This window comes from Candidatus Zymogenus saltonus, from assembly GCA_016929395.1.
Lineage (GTDB): Bacteria > Desulfobacterota > Zymogenia > Zymogenales > Zymogenaceae > Zymogenus > Zymogenus saltonus.
This window is the reverse complement of sequence record JAFGIX010000025.1, coordinates 54647-75433: the sequence shown is the minus strand read 5'-3', so window position 1 is coordinate 75433 and position 20787 is coordinate 54647. Positions and strand designations below refer to the sequence as shown.

20 protein-coding genes are annotated in these 20787 nt (G+C 50.6%); 9 read left to right on the top strand and 11 right to left on the bottom strand.

Translation table 11 applies throughout. From position 1 onward, the window contains the following. Positions 1-22 precede the first annotated feature (22 nt). From JW984_05190 to JW984_05180, 3 genes are read right to left on the bottom strand one after another with little or no spacing between them, the layout of a single operon-like run. Positions 23-679 (bottom strand): LapA family protein, encoded by a 657-nt coding sequence (locus JW984_05190; protein MBN1572576.1) that lies wholly within the window; start codon positions 677-679, stop codon positions 23-25. Continuing rightward, positions 676-1197 (bottom strand): HIT domain-containing protein, encoded by a 522-nt coding sequence (locus JW984_05185; GenBank protein MBN1572575.1) that lies wholly within the window; start codon positions 1195-1197, stop codon positions 676-678. The genes JW984_05190 and JW984_05185 overlap by 4 nt, the downstream gene beginning before the upstream one ends. After that, positions 1194-1685: a metallophosphoesterase gene (locus tag JW984_05180; GenBank protein MBN1572574.1), complete on the bottom strand. Its 492-nt coding sequence runs from the start codon at positions 1683-1685 to the stop codon at positions 1194-1196. The genes JW984_05185 and JW984_05180 overlap by 4 nt, the downstream gene beginning before the upstream one ends. A 206-nt stretch (positions 1686-1891) precedes the next feature. Here JW984_05180 and JW984_05175 point away from each other — a divergent pair, with 206 nt between their 5' ends. Further along, complete coding sequence (locus tag JW984_05175) at positions 1892-2395, top strand: DUF721 domain-containing protein (protein ID MBN1572573.1); 504 nt, start codon at positions 1892-1894, stop codon at positions 2393-2395. 481 nt (positions 2396-2876) lie between these two features. Here the strand turns inward: JW984_05175 and JW984_05170 are convergent, their stop codons facing one another. The 6 genes from JW984_05170 to ybgF all read right to left on the bottom strand — a co-directional run bounded on the left by JW984_05170 (position 2877) and on the right by ybgF (position 10038). Next, complete coding sequence (locus JW984_05170) at positions 2877-3206, bottom strand: divalent-cation tolerance protein CutA (GenBank protein ID MBN1572572.1); 330 nt, start codon at positions 3204-3206, stop codon at positions 2877-2879. Positions 3207-3277: 71 nt separating this feature from the next. After that, positions 3278-4594 (bottom strand): methylenetetrahydrofolate--tRNA-(uracil(54)-C(5))-methyltransferase (FADH(2)-oxidizing) TrmFO, encoded by a 1317-nt coding sequence (gene trmFO, locus JW984_05165; protein MBN1572571.1) that lies wholly within the window; start codon positions 4592-4594, stop codon positions 3278-3280. After that, positions 4587-6899 (bottom strand): type I DNA topoisomerase, encoded by a 2313-nt coding sequence (gene topA, locus JW984_05160; GenBank protein ID MBN1572570.1) that lies wholly within the window; start codon positions 6897-6899, stop codon positions 4587-4589. The genes trmFO and topA overlap by 8 nt, the downstream gene beginning before the upstream one ends. Positions 6900-6914: 15 nt before the next feature. Then, complete coding sequence (gene dprA / locus JW984_05155) at positions 6915-8024, bottom strand: DNA-processing protein DprA (GenBank protein ID MBN1572569.1); 1110 nt, start codon at positions 8022-8024, stop codon at positions 6915-6917. Between the two features lie 95 nt (positions 8025-8119). Then, positions 8120-9304: a LysM peptidoglycan-binding domain-containing protein gene (locus JW984_05150; GenBank protein MBN1572568.1), complete on the bottom strand. Its 1185-nt coding sequence runs from the start codon at positions 9302-9304 to the stop codon at positions 8120-8122. A 47-nt stretch (positions 9305-9351) separates the two neighbouring features. Further along, entirely contained in the window at positions 9352-10038 is a 687-nt protein-coding gene (gene ybgF, locus JW984_05145; protein MBN1572567.1) for a tol-pal system protein YbgF, read from the bottom strand. A gap of 271 nt (positions 10039-10309) precedes the next feature. Between ybgF and JW984_05140 the strand changes: the two genes are divergently transcribed. From JW984_05140 to JW984_05120, 5 genes are all read left to right on the top strand, one after another. Beyond that, positions 10310-11221 carry a DUF4349 domain-containing protein gene (locus JW984_05140; GenBank protein ID MBN1572566.1) on the top strand — a complete coding sequence of 304 codons (912 nt, stop codon included), beginning with the start codon at positions 10310-10312 and terminating at the stop codon, positions 11219-11221. A gap of 64 nt (positions 11222-11285) precedes the next feature. Next, the gene (locus tag JW984_05135) at positions 11286-12773 is read left to right on the top strand and encodes an HD domain-containing protein (GenBank protein ID MBN1572565.1); all 1488 of its coding nucleotides are present in this window, start codon (positions 11286-11288) and stop codon (positions 12771-12773) included. After that, on the top strand, positions 12728-13312 hold the full coding sequence (locus tag JW984_05130) for a hypothetical protein (GenBank protein MBN1572564.1): 585 nt from the start codon (positions 12728-12730) through the stop codon (positions 13310-13312). Before JW984_05135 ends, JW984_05130 begins: the two co-directional genes overlap by 46 nt. 221 nt (positions 13313-13533) lie before the next feature. Continuing rightward, positions 13534-14106 (top strand): lysophospholipid acyltransferase family protein, encoded by a 573-nt coding sequence (locus JW984_05125; GenBank protein MBN1572563.1) that lies wholly within the window; start codon positions 13534-13536, stop codon positions 14104-14106. 145 nt (positions 14107-14251) lie between these two features. Further along, positions 14252-14572, top strand: coding sequence for a hypothetical protein (locus tag JW984_05120; protein ID MBN1572562.1), 321 nt, complete (start codon positions 14252-14254; stop codon positions 14570-14572). A 638-nt stretch (positions 14573-15210) separates the two neighbouring features. On the opposite strand, the gene JW984_05115 is transcribed toward JW984_05120, so the two are convergent. Both JW984_05115 and JW984_05110 read right to left on the bottom strand, forming a co-directional pair. Continuing rightward, positions 15211-16749, bottom strand: coding sequence for a GMC family oxidoreductase (locus JW984_05115; GenBank protein MBN1572561.1), 1539 nt, complete (start codon positions 16747-16749; stop codon positions 15211-15213). 21 nt (positions 16750-16770) lie between these two features. Further along, positions 16771-17316: a gluconate 2-dehydrogenase subunit 3 family protein gene (locus JW984_05110; protein MBN1572560.1), complete on the bottom strand. Its 546-nt coding sequence runs from the start codon at positions 17314-17316 to the stop codon at positions 16771-16773. A gap of 171 nt (positions 17317-17487) precedes the next feature. Here JW984_05110 and ligA point away from each other — a divergent pair, with 171 nt between their 5' ends. Genes ligA through amrS form a run of 3 tightly spaced genes read left to right on the top strand, consistent with a single transcriptional unit; the run spans position 17488 to position 20782 of the window. Continuing rightward, positions 17488-19500 carry an NAD-dependent DNA ligase LigA gene (gene ligA / locus JW984_05105; protein MBN1572559.1) on the top strand — a complete coding sequence of 671 codons (2013 nt, stop codon included), beginning with the start codon at positions 17488-17490 and terminating at the stop codon, positions 19498-19500. Between the two features lie 7 nt (positions 19501-19507). Continuing rightward, complete coding sequence (locus JW984_05100) at positions 19508-19783, top strand: acylphosphatase (GenBank protein MBN1572558.1); 276 nt, start codon at positions 19508-19510, stop codon at positions 19781-19783. Positions 19784-19792: 9 nt separating this feature from the next. Continuing rightward, positions 19793-20782 (top strand): AmmeMemoRadiSam system radical SAM enzyme, encoded by a 990-nt coding sequence (gene amrS, locus JW984_05095; protein ID MBN1572557.1) that lies wholly within the window; start codon positions 19793-19795, stop codon positions 20780-20782. The last annotated feature ends 5 nt before the right edge of the window (positions 20783-20787 follow it).

The window sequence follows — 20787 nt, the reverse complement described above, 5'->3', positions numbered from 1 at the left end:
TCCGAGGCGGAAATAAAACAAGTTACAATCCCTTATCTTCACCCTCAGGCAGCGTTTTCTTTTCCCCTTTGATATTTTTCAAAAAAGACCCCTTCTTCTTTGCTTCCTTCTTCCCCTTGTCAGATTTCTCTTCATCGGTGATCTTGGCGCCTTCTTCCGTTTTTCCGGCTTTGGTCTTTTCCGGTTCCCTTTCGCCCTTTTTAAGGATATTAAGCTCCGATTTCATCTTTTTATTTTCCTTGTTCAGCCCCCTTATTCTTTGTCTCAACGATATATCCTCGAATATTCCCACAAGGGACATCAGGAGTATCAAGACAAACGCCTCAATAAACACGAGCAGGAAGAGGGGTATCTCAAACTCCCTTTCGTATCCTATCTCTCTGGGAGCCTTTTCCGTCTCCGTTACGACCACAGATTCGGGGGCCGTTACCTCATCCGATGGAATGAATTCAACTCCGGCTTCTGTGCCCGTCGGAACTTCGCCATTAGGGGTGGCCGCTTCGGTTCCGGCCTTCTCTTTTATCTCCTTTTCCTTATTTACTTCCTCTTTGGCCTCAGTCCCCATCATGAAAGTGGTCTTATAGCCCAAGACGAAGTTCACCATCCCCTGATTCCTCACCGCAAAGAGCACGAGGATCATTACAATCGCCGTAAACAGGATTATTTTAATATATTTCATGGCTTCTCCTTATCTAAAAAGTTTATTATTTCGCCCTTAAGGGTATCGTAAGTCGATAGTATATGCTCCGAGATCACCTTGACCTCCCCCAGAACCGGCATGAAGTTTGTGTCTCCCTCCCATCGCGGCACGACATGAACATGAATATGATCGTCCACCCCGGCCCCGGCCACCTTTCCTAGGTTCATCCCAATGTTGAATCCGCTGGGATTCATCGTTCTGGATATCGCTTCCGTCGAGACCTTCACAAGGGAAAATATCTCGAGCAGTTCCTCTCTTTTCAGCTTTAGAATATCGCCAATGTGACGATACGGGGTAACCATCAGGTGGCCGTTGTTGTAGGGATAACGATTCATTATAATGAAAGAGTGATCACCCCTAGCAAGAATCAGGTTTTCCCTGTCTCTCTCCTCCTTCAGTCTGTTACAAAAGATACAGCCCTTCTCCCTGCTCCCCTCACCCTTAATGTATTCTATCCTCCAAGGCGCCCAGAGGTTCTCTCTTTTTTCGCCGTTCAAATCGAAACTATCTCCCCTTCTATTCCGCTGTCCACTGTCAGATAACCTATGGTGTTGTCCCTCGAAAACCTCCTGTCAAACGGGGCCCCTGGATTAAAGAGGAGCACGCCGCCTTCCCTTCTGTTCATCGCCGTGTGGCTGTGTCCGAACACCACGCAGTCAACCGAATCTACGGAAAACTCTGCGGCGACCCTCGACGGCAAATCGCTCGGCGAACCCCATCCGTGAATAATCCCTATCCTCACCCCATCGAAATTCTCCACCCTTTTCTTAGGCAATTCATCCTGTATCACGCCCCGATCCATATTGCCGGATACACCGTAGAAATTGAGCTCGGCGTAATTGTACAAATATTCTGCAACGGATACGTCGATAAAGTCCCCTGCGTGGATTATTACATCCACATCGGAAAAGTGGATTTTTACGAAATCCTTGAAATCATCCCCAACGGATGAAATGTGCGTATCGGATATCACACCGATCCTCATCGCCCATCTCCAAGTCCCGTTTGAAAAAAACCGCTTTACTTCGATGTCAGAAATCTTTACACATACAACGTAATTATATAGTATTTTCTCTTGAAATCAAGAAAAAGTCAGAAGGCGCTAATCTTTTTTAACCAAGTGAATTTCATAGAATAATAGAATATTAGACGCCCTTTTTCAAGTCGAAAAACAATTGACTGAAATTTTTAATGTGTTACCATTCTGACATGGATGAGCGCGACAAATACCAAAACGGCGGGGAAATATCAGATATAATAAGGGACATCCTCAAGAACAGGGGATGGGGAGCCAAGGTAGAGGAGCACAAAGTATTTTCCGTGTGGGGCGAGGTGGTTGGAGACAGGGTCGCAAAGAACTCGGCCCCAAAGCAGATCAACCGCGGGGCGCTTGTTGTGATCACAAAAAATCCGACATGGACTCAGCAGCTCACGATGATGAAGGAAAAGATAATCAAAAAACTCAACAAGAGGCTCGGTGACGACATCGTTAAAGAGATCAGATTCATCCAGGGGGAGATACCGGTGGAATTGGAGACCCTGCCCCACGTGCCGAAGGACAAAAAAACCGTCCCTCCTTCAAAAACAGCTATGAAAAGGCTTAAAAAGCTTACCGAAGATATTGAAGACGAGGAGCTGAAGGAGTTTATCGGCTCTGTTCTTAAAAAGGCTCTCTCTCAGCTGGACAATGAGTAAGTCGAATAAGTAGAACGATCCCCTTTCCCTCCCTTCAATCTCCGCCTCACTTTTTCCCTCAATCTTAGCTCCTCTCTCCCCTCAAATCTCCGCTCATTTTTTCCTCCGATCTACACCCCCTCATGTATCGCCTGCTCGATGTTCTATCGGCGTTTCTGACTTGCCGCCGGTCCACTTAAGGCATCTCCTACGCCGTCCAAACCTTGTCCCGATTTCACAATGCCCAACATACGACGCATGAAACACTCCTTTTTAATCCCCGTCCCTCTCCTTTTTGTCAAGGTGTTATTACATCCTGACAGGAGTCTCGATGCTCTCCCTCTATTCATCTATCGCCCTCGAATTTTTTCCCAGACCGGAGTTAGAAAAACATTTTACCCTTGACCCAGTCCACCCGTTGTTACGATGAACAGCCCTCCTAACACGTTTTAATAATCTCCCCTGCCCTTCTTATAAAAAACCACTCCCAAGCTTAATGTAATCAGACCGTCACCTCAAAAATCCAGTCGAGATACTCCTTGAGCGCATTTGTTACGGGCAGGGCTATTATCTCCGGGACGGAGTAGCTATGAAGCTCCTTGACCCTTCCCCTTACCCTTTCAAATAGCGCCTCTCGGGTCTTGATGATCAGAAGGATCTCCTCCTCCTTCTCGAGCTTCTCCTCCCAGATGTAAATCGACCTTATCTTCGGGACTATGCTGACACACGCGGTAAGCCTATCCTGGACAAGTGCCATGGCGATATTTTCCGCTTCAATCTCGCTTCCCGCCGTCACAAAAATCACCAGAGCCGATGATTCACTGTCCATCATATCCCCCATTTTTTCTATTAAATGCGTAATACGGGTCATACCCTTTTGACATACCGACTGCGCCGAGGGATTTAGGCGGTCAGCCGACTTATCTTCTCTTCCCAAAGCCCCATCTCTTTTAATGCCCTCTTAACCATGTATCTCTTCCTGTCCTTTTTCCTAACCCCCGCCGGGGGCGACGGGAAAAGGCCGAAATTTATATTCATCGGCTGAAAGTCCCTGTTTCTCTTGTCGGTGATATAAGAAACGAGGGAGCCCAGGGCCGTGTCTCTGGGGGGAATCATCAAGCCCTCGTTCAGGGCAAGAAGCGCGGCGTTGATGCCCGACAGGATTCCCATCGCCGCAGACTCCACGTATCCCTCGACACCCACCAGTTGGCCCGATATGAAGAGACCGGGCCTCCTCTTCAGCTCAAGGGTCGGAAAGAGGAGCCGAGGAGATGAAATGAACGTGTTTCTGTGGACGCTTCCGTAACGGGCGAACTGGGCGTTTTCAAGGCCCGGTATCATCCTGAACACCCTGTCCTGCTCTCCCTGCTTGAGCCTTGTCTGGAAGCCGACTATATTGTAAAGCGTCCCCTCTTTGTTCTCCTGCCTCAACTGGACGACCGCAAAGGGACGCTCTCCCGTCTTCGGGTCTTCGAGCCCGACCGGCTTCATTGGACCGAAGGCTAGGGTGTTGTCCCCCCTTCTCACCATCACCTCAATGGGGAGACACCCCTCGAATATTTTTTTGTCCTCGAAGGAGTGGGGGGTCACCTCGTCGGCCTTCTTTATCTCCCTTACTAATCCGTAGTATTCCTCTTCGCTCATCGGAAGATTAATGTAGTCATCGCCCCCCTTTCCGTACCGGGAGCCGCGAAAGGCCGCATTCATATTTATGCTCTCGGTAAATATGATCGGGGAGATGGCGTCGTAGAAAAAAAGTTTGTCGCTCCCCGTCAGCCCCATTATCTCCTCCGTGAGACCCTCCGTTGTCAGGGGACCAGTGGCCACAACTGTGGGCACGTCGAATTCGAGCTTTCCCACCTCTTCGGTCACTATCTCGATATTAGGCTCCGATTTCAATTTATCGGTGATATATTCCGAGAACCTCTGCCTGTCGACGGCCAGGGCCGAGCCCGCCGGCACCCTCGTCTTTTCGGCGGCTGAGATGATGATGGAGTCCAGGATCGTCATCTCCTTTTTCAGGAGACCGGACGCGTTCTCCTCCGATTCCGATCTCAGGGAGTTGCTGCAGACAAGCTCCGCAAGTCCTCCGCTCTTGTGGGCTGGGGAGAATTTCTTTGGCTTCATCTCGTAGAGGGTGACCTTTACCCCCATCTTCGAGGCCTTCCAGGCGGCCTCCGACCCCGCAAGGCCACCCCCTATTACTACTATCTCAGGCACTTTTCCTCTTTTCTAACCTCTCAAGGTCCTTTAACCCTATCTCTTCCGAGTGGTCACAATTATCCTTTATACACTCCAGTCTTTTCGTGCCGTCCTTATCCGTCTTGAGGACGACGAATGGCGCACCGCATTTGGGGCACGGTTCCGGATACGGGCGCTCCCTTATGGTGTAGTTGCACTTGGGAAACCTCGAGCACCCGTAAAATACCATCCCCTTGCTCCTCTTTGTCTTTCCCTCCCTCTCCACGAGCGTCCCCTTGCCGCACTCCGGACAGGTTACTTCCGTGTCGAAAGGAGCCTTAATCGGCTTGTTGAATTTGCATTCGGGATATCCCGTACAGCCGAGGAAGTACCCGTACTTGCTCTTCTTTACCTGCATCGGCTTTCCGCACTTTTCGCAAATCTCATCCGTCTCCGGGACCTCCTCCTCCCTACCCTCAAGGGGGGCGACGTACCGGCAGTCGGGATAACCGCTGCAGGCGTAGAATCTCCCGAACTTGCCCAGCTTTATCAATACCGGCTTTCCGCACTCCGGACAAGTTTTGTCCGTCTTCTGATTGTAAACGTCCTCCTTTCTCACCTCTCTATCCTTGACATCGAGGAGCTCGTTGAACGGCCCCCAGAAATCTTTTATCATCGGGAGCCACTCCATCTTCCCCCCGGCTATGTTATCGAGGTCTTCTTCCATATGGGCGGTAAACTCGTAGTCGACATACCTGTTGAAATGGTTTACCAGAAGATCGCTCACTATCATCCCGACATCTTCGGGGAAAAAACGCCTGTCGACTATCCTCACGTATTTTCTCGTTTTGAGCGTGTTTATTATCCCGGCGTAAGTGGAGGGCCTTCCTATCCCATGCTCTTCGAGGGCCCTTATGAGAGATGCCTCGTTGTATCTCGGCGGCGGTGCCGTGTAGTGCTGTTCTGGGACAAATCCTATGGTTGAGAGGGGCTCTCCCCCCTTATACTTTTTGAGATTTTCCCCTATGGCTGCCGCCTCGTCGTCCTTCGCCACCGGATAGACCTTGGAAAACCCTGGGAACTTCACGGTGGAACCGGTCGTCCTGAAAAGATCCCCCCTCTCCGATACAATGTCCACCGATATGGAGTCCAAAATCATATCTGTCATCTGAGAGGCCAGTGCCCTCTTCCAGATAAGGTCATAGAGCCTGTACTCTTCCCTCGTGAGGAATTTCTTTAGAGACTTCGGTTCTCTCTTGAACGACGTTGGACGAATAGCCTCGTGGGCCTCCTGGGCGCCCCTGACCTTTTTTGCAAAGCGCCTCGGCGACTTCAGCGAGTATGTGTCGCCAAATGTGCCCTCGATAACCTCCTTCGCCTCTGCAAGTGCGGACTCGGCGATGTTGTTGCTGTCTGTCCTCATGTACGTTATCAGGCCGACCAGCTCTCCATTTACCTCCTTACCCGTGTAGAGCTTCTGGGCCACATCCATGGTCCTCTTTGCCGTAAAGCCGAGCTTGTTCGACGCGTCCTGCTGAAGCGTGCTGGTAATATACGGGGGGTAAGGGGACCTCTTGGTGTCCCTCCTCCTTATCTCGCCCACCGAAAACTTCAGGCCCGTCATGTCGTCGATTATCTCGACCGCCTTCTTCTCGCTCGCTATGTCGAACTTGTCCAGCTTCTCGCCCTTCACCGAGATCAGGTTTGCCGAAAACGGATCGTACCTGCCCTCATCGGTAAAAATGCCCGTGATCGTCCAGAACTCCTCGGGATCGAACGCCTCGATCTCTTTTTCACGCTCACAGATCATCCTCAGGGCAACCGACTGTACCCTACCCGCCGAAAGCCCGAACTTGACCTTCTTCCAGAGGAATGGGCTAAGGTTGAAGCCGACAAGATAGTCAAGTATCTCCCTTGCCCTCTGGGCGTTGACGAGATCCTTGGATATCTTCTCCGGATTTTTCACCGCATCACTGATGGCGCTCTGGGTGATTTCCGAAAACCTTATCCTGTGCACGGTCACCTTCCCGTTGCCGTTGTCGATTCCCAAAACGACCGTGAGATGCCATGCTATCGCCTCTCCTTCCCTGTCGAGGTCTGTGGCGAGGTATATTTCGTCAACCCCCTTTTTTATCTCAGCCTCAATTATGTCGATGTACTTCTGTTTGTTCTCGATAACGGCGTACTTCGGCTCGAAGTCTTTCTCGATGTCTACCGATCCCTTCTTGCTGGGGATCGAGCGGACGTGTCCGTAGGACGCCAGGACCTTGAATCCACCGCCGAGGAACTTCTCTATCGTTTTTGCCTTTGCGGGAGACTCAACTATAACCAGTGCATTTGTCATTTAACCAACCAAAAATCAATTTAGAACAAAGTTTTTCCCTGGAATCTGTTTTACAAAACCCCTCATCTCCAATTCCAGGAGTATTCTCAGGACAATCTCACTTTTAAAGCCCGTCTCGTCGATCAGGGTGTCTATGTGAGCGGGCTCCAATCCCAAACAGGTCAGCACCCTCCTTTCCTCTTCCGTGAACGACTCGCCGCTTGTCGACCAATCTTTTTGCTGGGCCGCGTCGATTCTAAACCTTTCCCCGAATATGAACCTCAACTCATCTATTATCTCTTCGGCGCTCTCAACCAGCTTTGCCCCCTTCTTTATCAGGTTGTTCGTCCCCTTGGACCTTACAGAGTTGATATTTCCGGGGATTGCGAAGACCTCCCGGTTTTGATCGATGGCGAGCTCTGCCGTAATCAGCGCCCCGCTCGTCTCCGAGGCCTCGATTATCACCACCCCTACCGAAAGCCCGCTTATTATCCTGTTCCTCCTTGGGAAGTTGCCCGGCTCGGGATGTGTCCCCAGTGGAAATTCCGTTATGACTACACCCCTTTCTACTATCTCGTTGTAAAGCCCCTTTCCCTCCGGTGGATAGACGACATCGATCCCGGAGCCCAATACCGCTATCGTCCTCCCGCCTGCGTTCAACGCCGCTGTGTGGGCCTTCGAGTCTATCCCCCTGGCCATCCCGCTTACCACGGTTATTCCCCTTTGGGCGAGGCCGGCCGCAATATTTTCGGCGGTCAGGTATCCGTAGGTGCTGGCCCTCCGGGAGCCGACGACCGCAACGGAGAGTTCGTCCTCTTCCGCAAAGGAGCCCTTTATATACAAGATCGACGGGGCGTCGTAGATATTCTTGAGCCTTTTGGGATACTCTTTGTCTTCTATGGAAATGATTCTCGCCCTCTTGTCTTCGACGGCCTTAATCTTTTCCCTTACCGACTCCCAGTCATCGAAGGAGGTTATGGCCTTTATCTTTGCTTCAAAAACCCCCTCTATCTCGCCCAGACTCTTTCGCCCCGCTTTAAATACCTCCCGGGCGCTTCCGAAATGCTCCACAAGTCTCTTGAAGGTGATGTTGCCTATGCCGCTCAATTGAGAGAGCGCCAGGGAATATACGGAAGTGTCGTTCATGAATGAAAATATATAAAAAATATTTATTCATGTCAAGATAAAAAACGGCGCCGAGGAGCCCCGACGCCGCAAAGCTCTGTTTAAGGACGGTGGATTTACTCGATTTGAAGTCTTACCATATCCCCGAGGTGAATGACGTCGTTAGCGCTGTTTATAACGGCCGTTGATGTGTATTCACCCACATTGATCACGACTACTCGCCCTATTATATCCGGTGGATAAACTACGCTTCGGCTGTCCTCATCACCGCCTTTCTGCAACATCTTTTCATATTCCTCGGCCGTCAGCTTCCTTGTATTGTATTTCTCGTTAAGTCTCAAAACATCAAAAATATTTCCAATCCTAACCCCGTCCGCATAACCCCTGTCCAAATAGACAACGTCATCATCGGACAGAAGAGATTCTTCCAATATGTCCCTTGAGGTCATAACGGAATACACGATATAGCCCACAACTGGAAATTCCCCCTTGACGATTCTCACCTTTTCATCGGTTTGTTCATAGGGAATAATCCTGTCATCCTCCTTGATAATGTCGCTTGCCGTCACTATTATTGCAGAGGCCGTATCTTCCCCGAGGGAGGTAACCTCCAGATCGCCGACTACGCTAATAGCATAGCCGATTTTTTTACCCGTTACGGGGTGTTTTACCTTTTCAAGAATCCTGAAAATCGAAAACCTGTCGTTCGGCTTCAATTTTACCATCTTGTCCTTCGGCAACCTTATAAATACTATGTTGTCATCGGTTATCATCTTTCTGTTGTGACGGGAACGGTAAATGTACCCGGAGTCCTCGAGGTCTTTTTCTGATAAAAAGCCGGATATTTTCACCTTAGGTATGGTATAGTAATCGGAAGGCTTTAAGGTGAATTTCTCCTTCGGCTTTTCCGTAACCGTAGTCATTGCCGGCGGGGCAATCTCCGGTGTCGTCAAGGTCTCTTCGGATATTCCTCCGTCCACGGTCTCCGTTTCCGGTGTGGGCGTGGATGGTGCCTCTGTTGGCTTTATTTCTTCCTCTTTCGCTTTGCTCAGGATTATCTTTTGGCCGACCGTCAACTTGTTAGGGTCTTTGATCTGAGGATTCAGTTCCCATAAGTCCCGCCACTTTGACGCGCTGCCGAGATAGGACTGGGCTATGCTCGAAAGGGTGTCCCCGGCCTTAACCGTATAGACGTTTTCATTGTCCGTCGTCTCCGGTGTTGTTGCCTCATCCTGTGCAAATATGAAAATCGCCGGGAGAAACACGAGAATTGCCAATATAAGAATCAGCCTTTTATTCATAGCTTTACTCATCATTTTTATCCATAAAATTCATCTTAAAACAAATATCATTTAAGCTCCAAAAGCCTCTTCCTGGCGAGATCCGCTGAAGAGCTGTCAGGATATTTTGAGACCAGATCGCTCAATACCTCCTTGGCCCTCTCCTTGTCCCCCAGTTCAACGTAAGAATAGCCCATCTTGAGGAGGGCATCCGGTGTCTTTCCCGATTCGGGAAATCTTTCCTTGACTATGGTGAAATTCTCGAGGGCAAGTTCATATTTTTTAAGCGAGTAATAGCATTCCCCAATCCAATAATATGCGTTGTCGGTCAGCTCGTGTTTCGGGTAACTGCCTACGAAGTCGATGAAGAGGGGCAAGGCCTTCTCCGCATTTCTGTTCAGTATCTCCTTTAGGGCTCTGTCATAGAGCCCCTGGGGATCCCCTCCTTTCGGCAGATCCGTCTCTGAACTCCCGTTCCCGCCGCCCTTTGGCGTCTCATACGTACCCGGTGAAGCGGCGTCATCGTCTCCCGTGATCTTCTCCTCGCTTATCTTCTCCCCTTCGCCTTCCGAGCCTTTTATATTCAGTCCCTTTTCGTACTCCTTCAGCCTTTCGTCAAGCTTTGAGAGCTGGAGGGTTATCTCATCCACCTTCCGCTCCAGATCAACCACCGCCCTCTCAAGCTCCCTGATGTTTCTTGACCTGTCCGTATTGGCACCGCCCGCTGAAAGCTCACAGCCAAAAAGCGACGCCAAAATGAGGAAACCTGAGACTAAACTTACGAAAAACCTAAATCCAATATCTTTACGTGCTCTACATGCCGAAGAACAAAGACTTTCTCCCATACTCTTCTCCCCCCTGTATTATAAATACCCGATTTTGCCGCCTTTGTCAAGAATTTAGGAAAGCGATTTCTATTTGTTTTGTCGCATTATTTGTGTTATACATTGATAAAAGAGTGCTTTTTAGATGAAACAATGACACGCTTTTATCTGTCATAATAGAAAAATATGGAGGGATATCAAAATGAAAAACAATAGATTAAATATCTTACTTGTCTCCATCTTAGTTTTGGCCTTTGCGGCCTTCTCGTGCGGAAAGTCGGAGGAAGCACGCTTTCCCGGCATGGGGGGTAAAACTAAGGAATTGGTCATGGAATACGAACTTGCCGAAGAGCCGGCCGAGGCGCCGCCTGCACCCGGCGAAACCGTTACAACCCCCGAAACCGAAGTCCCAAATGTAATAAAGAGGAAGATAATAAAGAGCGCCCAGATAACGATAAAGACAAAAAACTTCCTCAAGTCCTTCGACACCCTTCAGGACATGGTGAAGTCAGAGAAGGGATTTATCGCCGACTCTTCGTCATACAAGTCGGACCTCGGCAACATGAGCGGTGAAATAACGATTCGCGTCCCCCCCGATAATTTTGAGAGCCTCATAAAAAAAATCGAGACACTGGGCGATATCGAGTCCAAGAAGATCACGGGAGAGGACATTACAAAGACGTACTACGATCTGGAGTTGAGGCTCAAGACCAAAGAGGAGATGCAGAGGAGGCTTCTGGATCTCCTGGCCAAGCGGACTACCAACGTCAAGGATCTTCTGGAGGTGGAGAGGGAGCTCGGTAGAATCCTTGAAGAAATCGAGAGCATCAAGGGGACCCTTCGCTACTATGACAATCTGCTGGGCATGTCCACGATAACCTTGAACCTCGCCGAGCCCTCGCCTATCGGTCCGTCAAAGAGCGCATGGACGCCCCTCAAAAACTCGATCAGAGACTCCCTCGAGGCCTTTTCTTATTCAATCAGGGCGCTGATGATCTTCATCTTTGCCGTTTTGCCCTGGCTTCTGCTTTTCCTGATATTCATAGTGGCCCTCTGGAAGAGTCTAAAATACTTAAGAAGAGACAAAGGCAAGGTCAAAGCTTCAAAGAAATAACATAATGCTTTTTCACTCAAGGATTTGGGGGGACCAACCGTTCCCCCAAATCCCCCCTCTTTTTATGATGGACATAATTCCCCTCAAAAATCTAATTCCGGAATACGACCGATTCCACGATTTCGTGCTCTCGTCCGGGTGCGACGTCTACCTCGTGGGGGGCGCAATCCGGGACTATCTGATCGGCTTGAAATCATCTGGCCAAATCAAGGATTTCGATTTCATCGTATTCGGCGACTCTCAAAAATTTGCAAAGAGGTGGGCGACGGAACTCCCGGGTACCCTCGTCGTCCTCGACGAAGAGGAGAGGATCTATCGTGTCGTTAGGGGGAAGGCCGTCTTCGACTTCTCCTCCCCCAAGGGAGATAATCATATATCGGACGCCGAGGCGAGGGACTTTACCATCAACACATTAAGGGTCGACATAATAGAAAAGAACACTATCCTCGACCCCACGAATACCGGCAGAAACGATATCGAAAAGGGAATAATCAGAACGGCACATGAAGATACGTTTAAAGACGATCCCCTGAGGCTCGTCAGGGCCTTCAGGTTCATGGCGACCTTACCTGGATTTAAAATCGAGGAGGAGACTCTTAACAGGATCGGGCGTTATAAGGGGCTTATAAAAAACTCCGCAAAGGAGAGGCTGGGGGAGGAGTTTGTAAAGCTCTTTTTGGGCAGCTATTCTTACTCATCGATTGTGCTGATGGATCAATCGAGGCTTTTGGGCGTTATATTCCCCGAAGTAGAAACCATGAGGGGGGTAAGCCAGAACCGCTATCATTCGGAGGATGTCTGGGGCCACTCTCTCCTATGCCTAAAGGAGGCCGAGTCCATCGTCGAAAGACCGGAGGCCCAATTCCCGGAGAGGGGCGATTTTCTACGCGACTATCTAAATGCGTCCGTCAGCGGCGGATGGACCAGGTCTTCCCTAATCAAGTTCACGGCCCTCTTCCACGATGCAGGAAAACCCGAAACCAAGGGTGAAAAAACAAACAGATCAGAAGTCAACGGCATGGGGGAAAAGGACGCCACATTCTACGGCCACGAGAACAGGGGGGCAAACATCTTCAAAAACATCGCAAAAAGGATAATCCTCGGAAGAAAGGTTGCAAAGATGGGAACAGACCTCATAAAAAACCACATGCGCCTTCTCTCCCTCGCGTCCGCCGAAAAGGTGAGCGAAAGGGGGATCGGGAGGCTTCTGAGAGACGTGGGGAAGGATATCCCCGGGCTTCTGATCCTGGGCCTCGCCGACACGCTGGCGGGGAAAATGGATACATTCAACAATGATAGGCTCAAAAGAAACAGGGAGCTCATAGAGAACATTTTCAGCGCCTTTGACAGAGTGTATAATGGTGGAAGGCCCATACTTCCCCTGATTTCCGGCAGGGAGATCATGGCCCTGACCGGGATCGAGGAGGGTATCAAGGTTGGAAAATTAAAGTCCGAGATCCTCCTTTCCCAGACCACGGGAACAATAAGGACGAAAGAGGAAGCCATATGCCTCTTAAGCGACTTGATGGAAAAGAGAAACAAAACGAAGTAAACCCGACGACTTGGATCGGAATCGCCCTCTCCGCCTCCGCTTTTCTAAAACGGCTTAAGCTGTTTGCCTCTCTCCTCCTGATCGCGTCGTTTTTTCTCCCCTGGGCGTCTCAGGTGAGGGGCTGCAGCGACGGCGCCGTCATAAGCGAGAGCATATCCGGCCTTTCGCTTGTTGTCGAAAATGAGGCGACGGAGGCGTTAACGGCACCTATAATCGGGGTTGTGATTTTTATCTTGGCCGTTTTCATCGTGGGGAAGAGACGCCCGTTGCTTCGTTCCATCACCTCCCTTGCGGAGGCGCTGTCGACCTTTATCTCCACGGTCTACATCGATCTCGGGATATTCTTCCTGACCAACTACCGCGAGCGCTACGGCTTCTATATCGCATTGGTCTCGCTATTTTCTATGTCTGCGGCATCCCTGACCGAGGTTGTGACTCATTTCCCCCTGTTGAAAAGGAAAGGGAGAACGGTCATCGTGATCATACTCTCTTTTCTTATCCTCTCCCTCATAATATCGAGTCTCTTCAAAAATGGTTGATTTCGATTTGCACATTTTCCACCTCGCCTTGAGCGGACAATCAGACCAATTATTAGGAATTGTAAAAAAGTCCATTTTTCATTTGACATCAACAGAGACAAAAGATATTCTAATACTATAAAGACCATAGACTATGGACAAGGTCTACGGATTAGTAGGGATTTTTAAGGCACTTCCTCTTTAAATCCTTGCAATTATTTTTTTAAAGGAGAACTCATATTATGAGCATAACTATTTACGAAACACCTATATTAAATTCCATACTCAGGCGAATCTCTCTGTTCATCTTAAATCTCTTCGGCTGGCAGCTCGAAGGGGAAGTTCCCAATATTCCTAAATTTGTGGCAATCGCAACCCACACCTCTAACTGGGATTTCCCCATCGCCATTCTCGTCGCCTTTGCTTTTAAGAAAAAAATGTCGATACTGGCAAAGAAAAGCCTCTTCAAAGGCCCCTTCGGCCCGTTTTTCAAGTGGATGGGGTGCATCCCGATCAACAGGTCCCAGTCGTCAAACGTTGTAGATTATTTAGTAAAAGTCTTCAACGAGAAAAGGGAGATGATCCTGGTGCTTGCGCCTGAGGGAACGAGAAAGAAGGTTGAGAAGTGGAAATCGGGATTCTACCACATCGCCATGGGCGTCAAGATACCCATCCTTCTCACCTTCGTAGATTATCTCAAAAAGGCCGCAGGGATTGGCCCATTGATATTCCCCACCGGCAACTACGAAGCGGATCTGAAGAGGATATTGGCCTTTTACTCCAACATCACCGGGAAGTATCCAGATCAGACTTGATTGTGTTTGTTAAAATATCGAAAACAGAATACTATACGATATATCTCTTCTGAACAGAAAAAATTATCCACTTAAACTGTATTCGATAATTAAGGTTTTGTAGTGTATTTATTGGATTGAAAATCAAGTCTGTCTTATCGGTTAAATGTCAAAGGTTAAACTTACCGCGGCTAAATGTCCCAATTGCGGCGGCACACTGAAGATCGAGAAAGGGAGCGAAAACGCCCTCTGTAAATATTGCGGGAGCACCGTCCTAATCGATGAGGTAACAAAAAAGTCTTCAACCGCTGAAAAGCCCGTCAAGGTTATATTCGATTTCAGGAGATTTTATAAGGTTTTCGGGAGCTTCGGCTGTGTTATTACGCTGATCTTCCTCTTTGCCTTTATAGCAATGCTCACCTTTATGGGTTTTATCGGGGTTTTCTCAGGATTTTTGGCTCATATACTCAGCAGATTCGGTATTTGAAGGTGCCATCTTGTGAAACTATTCTCGTAACTTAAGATTTGATATTTAGATGCCGGGAAATATTGGAAGGGTTATAGCGTTTTTAATCATTTGTATCATAATTTGCACAAGTACAACATCGCCATTGACCCATGAACACCGGATAGAGTCTGCAATCTTATATAATATTGTGGACATGCAAGCGGATTATCAGAAGGCCTTCTAAACCAAACGAAGTCGGCCTTTTATAACTAATTCATTTCTCTGATCTACAATGCTCTCCCTTTTTACACCAATGAAACTGAATTGAATCAAAAGGGGCTTATGAAACTAAGGGGGGCGACCTGTCTTACCGTTGAAGATTTTCGCCCCCCTAACTTTTTATTGCAACATGCAAACGCGGCAAGCCCGACCCCCGGCCAAGAAATTATTTCCACCTACCCTTTACCCTACTTCCCACTGCCCCCATCCATTTGCGACTAAAGTCGAAGTTGAAAAAACAGGGAAAAAAGTCTTTCTCCCCCACTCCCCCACATCCTCCCTCCCCTCTCTCATTTTCGACCAACGCCCAAACTCAAATAAAAAAGGCTGAAAAGTATTTCCGTTCTGTCACCCCCCCTCCCCCGACCCTAAACGGGAAAGCCGTCTTTTCACATAGTCTAACCGAAGTATTTCTCCCTGTTTGTGAGGACGTAGTCCGCCGTCCTGTGGGCCATCGCCATTACGGCCACCATGTTGTGGGAGGACGAAGTCGACGGGCAGACCGAGGCGTCAACTACAAAGAGGTTCTTCACGTCGTGACTCTCCATGTAGTTGTTAACGACGCTCTTTTTCGGATCGGGGCCCATCCTGCAGGTGCCCTGGATGTGAAACGCCATGATCGCCTGACCGCACGGCTCTATCCCCCTCTCTTCTATTACATTTAGCTGCGACTCGTCGTCCAGCATCGCCGGCACCTCGTAGAAGAGCCTCACCTTCTCGGCTCCAGCGGCGAACATGATCTTCGCGCCCTGTTTCATTCCCTCCATCATCCTTTTTTTCGTGTCTTCCCGCATCTTGTAGTGAACGACCGGCCTCTTGTATTTGTTGAGCTTGACCTCGCCGCTCGGCTCCTCCGGAACAAGGACCATCGCAGCGGCGAGGTTGTTATATTTGGTCAACAGCTCCTTTGTCTCCATGCCGAAGCCGCCCATAAGGCTCGACGATATTCCGGGCATCCCGAAGATACCCTCGACGCGAAAGCCGGTAAGCCCCCTCACCTCGTCCACCTCCTCGAACTCGTCGCAGACGTAGGCCTGGGGAATTCCTCTGTAGCTCCGAAGCTCCTCCTTGAACATCCCCGCCACCATCGTCTGGGGCTGGAGGATCAGGTTTTTACCCACAAACCCGCTGGAGTTGCAGAGGCCCGACTTCAAGAGAAGCTGGTCGGTGTTTATGGTGTTCGTGGCGATCATGATGACCTTTGCCGTAACCTCAATGTTACCTCTCGGCGTTTTCGTCTTCGGATCGAGAAGGATACCGTGAACCCTGTTCGCCTTTCCCCCCTTTTCCTCCACCCTCTCCGCCCTGGTGTAGACGTACACCTTCGCCCCGTTTTCAACGGCCATCGGTATGTAGTTCAGGGAAACCGCCTGCTTCTTGTCGTAGGTGCAGCCCAAGAGACAGTATCCGCACCCTATGCACCCCTCGCGGTTCGTATCGAAGGGAGATCCGGAATACCCCAGCTTCTCGATTCCCTTCTTTACAATCACGTTGGAGCCGTTCAACTCCGAGTCCTTTATCTTCTTTACCTTCAGGATATTTTCCACCTTCTCGAAGTAGGGGTTCATGATCTCCGGCGTCATGTCTTCTATGCCGAACTCCACCTCCCATCTTCTTAAAACCTCGTCGTGGATCCTGACGCAGTCGGCGACGTTGACCACGGTTCCCCCGCCCACGCATTTCCCCTGCATGATGGCGACCGAGAGGTCTTTGGTCGTCCTGGCGGCCCTCTGCTGGTAGAGCTCTCCCATCATCTCCGGCTCCCGCTGGTTCAGGCTCGACCCCTTAAAATGACCACCCTCCTCCAGAACCACCACTGAGTATCCGGCGCCCGCCATCTCCATCGCCATCACCCCGCCTGACGATCCGGAGCCCACAATACAGACGTCGCACGATTCTTTTACGTCACCAATTATATCTTTAGGATTGATTATCATCCCTTTACTCCTTTATCTCGATTAGACCCAGGACCCGTCGTAGCCGATATGGGGCCACACCTTTTCGTTGGTATAAAATCCCATGAAGCATAGCTTCTTCAGTCCTACAAATGCACCCCGAAGAAGGACTAGCTTGCCCGACTCCCACCCCCTGAGGTATTCGTCCCTCTCGTCTGTCGTCATCTGGGTGAATCTCTTGAACTTGAAATCCAGCATCGGCGCCCCGTGCTCCAGGAGCGTTATCACGCTCTTGAAGTCCTTCTGCGCCTCCGGGTAATCTGTGGCGGCGAACTCGTCGAAGAACTCCACGACCCCTGCATCGAGCGCTCCCAAATCGTACGGCCCTCCCCTCGGGATTATCCTGTCAGCAAAAGTGGATATAACGGCGTACCCCTTCTCGTCCAGGAACTTGAGTCCCACGGGAACTTCGGGGTATCCGCCGCATCCGGACATCGCGGTCCCCGCGCTCGCGGCGGTCGCCGCCAGGGCAAGACCTTTTAGAAAAGTCCTCCTCGTCGTACCGAGGCCCGTTAAGATATTATCGCCAAAATAATCTCTACCGCTCATTTGGCCCCCCATAAAAAAATCTAGAATAAAAAACCAAAAAAACAATATCAATTAAAGATAGCATATTCCCGGAATTTTTAAAACTTTTATTTTATTTACTCAGAGCAAATTTACATTGGTCGACAATCAATTGAACTTGCAAAGCGCGCTTTTTTTCGTATATAATGTGTCATGGACATCGACGGGGCAAGAAAAAGGATAGAGAAGCTCAAGGAGGAGATCACCTTCCACAACAGACAGTATTATCAGTTGGACAGCCCCACAATAACCGATGCGGAATACGATCGACTGATGGCGGAGCTGATCTCCCTTGAGGAAAGTTATCCCGAGCTCGTTGCCGAAGACTCCCCCACCCGGCGTGTCGGGGCACCCCCGTTGGACAAGTTCGAGACGGTTCTGCACACCGAGCAGATGCTCTCCCTCTCCAACGTCAACTCGCCCGAGGAGTTCCGGGAATTTAACGACAGGGTGAAGCGGTTGTTGAAGACGGACGGGGATATTGAATATGTGGGCGAGCCGAAGCTCGACGGCCTCGCCGTGGAGTTGATATACAGGGACGGCGTATTCGCCCTCGGCTCAACAAGGGGAGACGGCGTATCCGGCGAAAACGTGACCGTCAACCTACGGACTATAAAGTCGATTCCGTTGAGCCTTTTGGGAAGCGAGCGAAATCCCGTTCCCAGCCTCCTTGAGGTCAGGGGCGAGGTTTTTATCGGGGTCGAGGACTTCAGGGCGTTGAACTCATCGAGGGAGGAGAACGGCCAGCCCCCCTTCGCCAACCCGAGAAACGCCGCGGCGGGATCGTTGAGGCAGCTCGACAGCTCGATAACGGCGGGCCGCCCCCTCGATTTTTTCTGCTACGGCGTGGGCGCCGTCGATGGGGCCTCATTCAACACCCAGAGCGACATGCTTGAAGCGTTTAAAAGCTGGGGACTAAAGGTAAACGACCGGTACAGCCTTCTCACAGGCGCCGACGATGCTATAAGATACCACGTAGAGATGGAAGCCATGAGGGACTCCCTCCCCTACGAGATAGACGGCGTCGTCATAAAGGTCAACGATTTTTCTCTTCAGAGACGACTGGGGAGCACATCGAGCGCTCCCCGATGGGCCGCCGCCTACAAATTCGCCCCAAGAACTGCCGAGACGAAGGTGTTGGATATAGTAGTCAACGTGGGTAGGACAGGTGTCTTGACTCCGACGGCCTTGCTGGAGCCCGTAAGGCTGAGCGGGGTTACGGTGAGCCGCGCCTCGCTCCACAACCAGGACGAGATCGAGAGGAAGGACATCAGGGTCGGCGATCGGGTGGTCGTCGAGCGGGCAGGCGAGGTTATACCCTATGTCGTTAGATCGATGAAGGAGTCCCGCGACGGCTCCGAGGTTCAATTTAAAATGCCGAAGGCTTGCCCAGTCTGTGGCGGGCACGTCGTAAAGCTCGAAGGCGAGGTGGCCTACCGCTGCATCAACGCCTCTTGCCCCGCCAAGCTCAAGGAGGGGCTCTTTCACTTCGCATCGAAGGGCACCATGGACATAGACGGCCTGGGGATCAAGCTTATCGGGCAGCTCGTGGACAGGGGGCTGGTTAGGAACTTCTCAGACCTTTTCAGGATAACAAGGGAAGAGTGGTCGGGCCTCGAGAGGATGGCGGACAAGTCCGCCGATAACATTCTCGAATCGATCGAGAGCTCAAAGGAGGTCAGGCTCGACCGCTTCATACACGCCCTCGGCATAAGGCATGTGGGGGCACATCTCGCCTCGGTTTTAGCCTACGAGTTCGGCGAACTTGCCTCGTTGATGAGAGCAGACAAGGACGGCCTCACGGCGATTGAAGGGATCGGGGAGGAGGTCGCCCAGAGCGTCGTCGAGTTTTTTGCGGAGAAGAAAAACCTCGATCTTATCGAGAGCCTAAAAAACGCCGGCGTCGTTGTCAAGGGAAGTGAGAAACCCAAAGACGGACCCCTTTCCGGGAAACGGTTCGTCATCACCGGGACACTGGACTCCATGTCGAGAAGCGAGGCGGAGGAAAGGATAACCGCCCTGGGAGGCAAATCCTCCTCCTCGGTGAGCAAGAACACCGACTACCTCGTCTTGGGGGAGAATCCCGGCTCGAAGTTAGACAAGGCGAGAGAGCTTGGTGTTGAGGTGATCTCAGAAGAAGATCTTATAAAAATTCTTGAGGTGTGATTTATACATGGTTCGCGCAAGACTCATTATCAAGGGTAGGGTTCAGGGGGTCTTCTACAGGTACTCCACCGAAAAGGAGGCCAAACGGATCGGTGGCCTCACCGGCTGGGTGAGAAACCTCCCCAGCGGAGATGTAGAGGTGCTTGTCGAAGGGGACGATGTGAAGGTCAACAGGCTCATCGAGTGGTGCCGTAAAGGCCCCCCCTCCTCCTTGGTAACCGACGTGATCACCGACTGGGGGGATTACAAGGGGGAGTTTTCAGACTTTTCCATAACTTATTGAGACTTTCCTATGACAAAAGAGGCTTTGTTCTACGAAGACGCTGACGGCGACAAGAGGGTAAGGTGCACCCTCTGCCCCCACGAGTGCACGATCAAGGATGGAAGCAGGGGGGTCTGCGGAATCAGGGAGAACAGGTCGGGAAAGCTCCTCGCCCTTACCTACGGCCGCATAGCCAGCGTCCAGATGGATCCCATCGAGAAGAAGCCCCTATATCACATGAGCCCCGGCTCACAGATACTGTCGCTGGGGAGCGTCGGCTGCAACCTCGCCTGCGCCTTCTGCCAGAACTGGTCTCTCGTCACGGCCGACGTACCGCATTCATACACATCCCCCGAAGATGTGTCGGAGCTGGCAAAGAGGCACGGCTCAACAGGGATCGCCTATACCTACAACGAGCCCCTTATCTGGTACGAATACATACTCGACTCGGGAAAGGTAAACAAGGAAAACAACCTTTTCAATGTCCTCGTCACCAATGGCTTCATAAACAAAAAACCCCTCGAGAAGCTTCTTCCGATCATCGACGCGATGAATATCGACCTGAAGTCGATCCACGATTCTTTCTACAGGAAAAACTGCCGGGGGAGACTGGAGCCTGTTAAAGAGACGATAAGGCTCGCGAGCAGTTCCGCTCTTGTCGAGGTGACGTGTTTGATAATCCCCGGGGAGAACGACTCGGACGACGATATCAAGACCCTTTCAGATTTCATCGCCGGCGTCAATCCGGACATCCCTCTTCACCTCTCCAGGTACTTCCCTCACCGCTCGTTTACGGCACCGCCCACCCCCACGTCAACGATGCTCAAGGCCTACGATATCGCAAGGGAGAGGCTCAACTACGTCTACTTAGGAAACCTTGTGACCGACGTCGGTAGCAATTCATACTGTCCCAACTGTAACGCGCTCCTCGTCGAGAGGAGCGGATACAGGACAAAGGTTCACAGCCTCTCGAAAGACATCTGTATTAAGTGTAATACGAAACTTAATTTTATTGGTTGAGATAT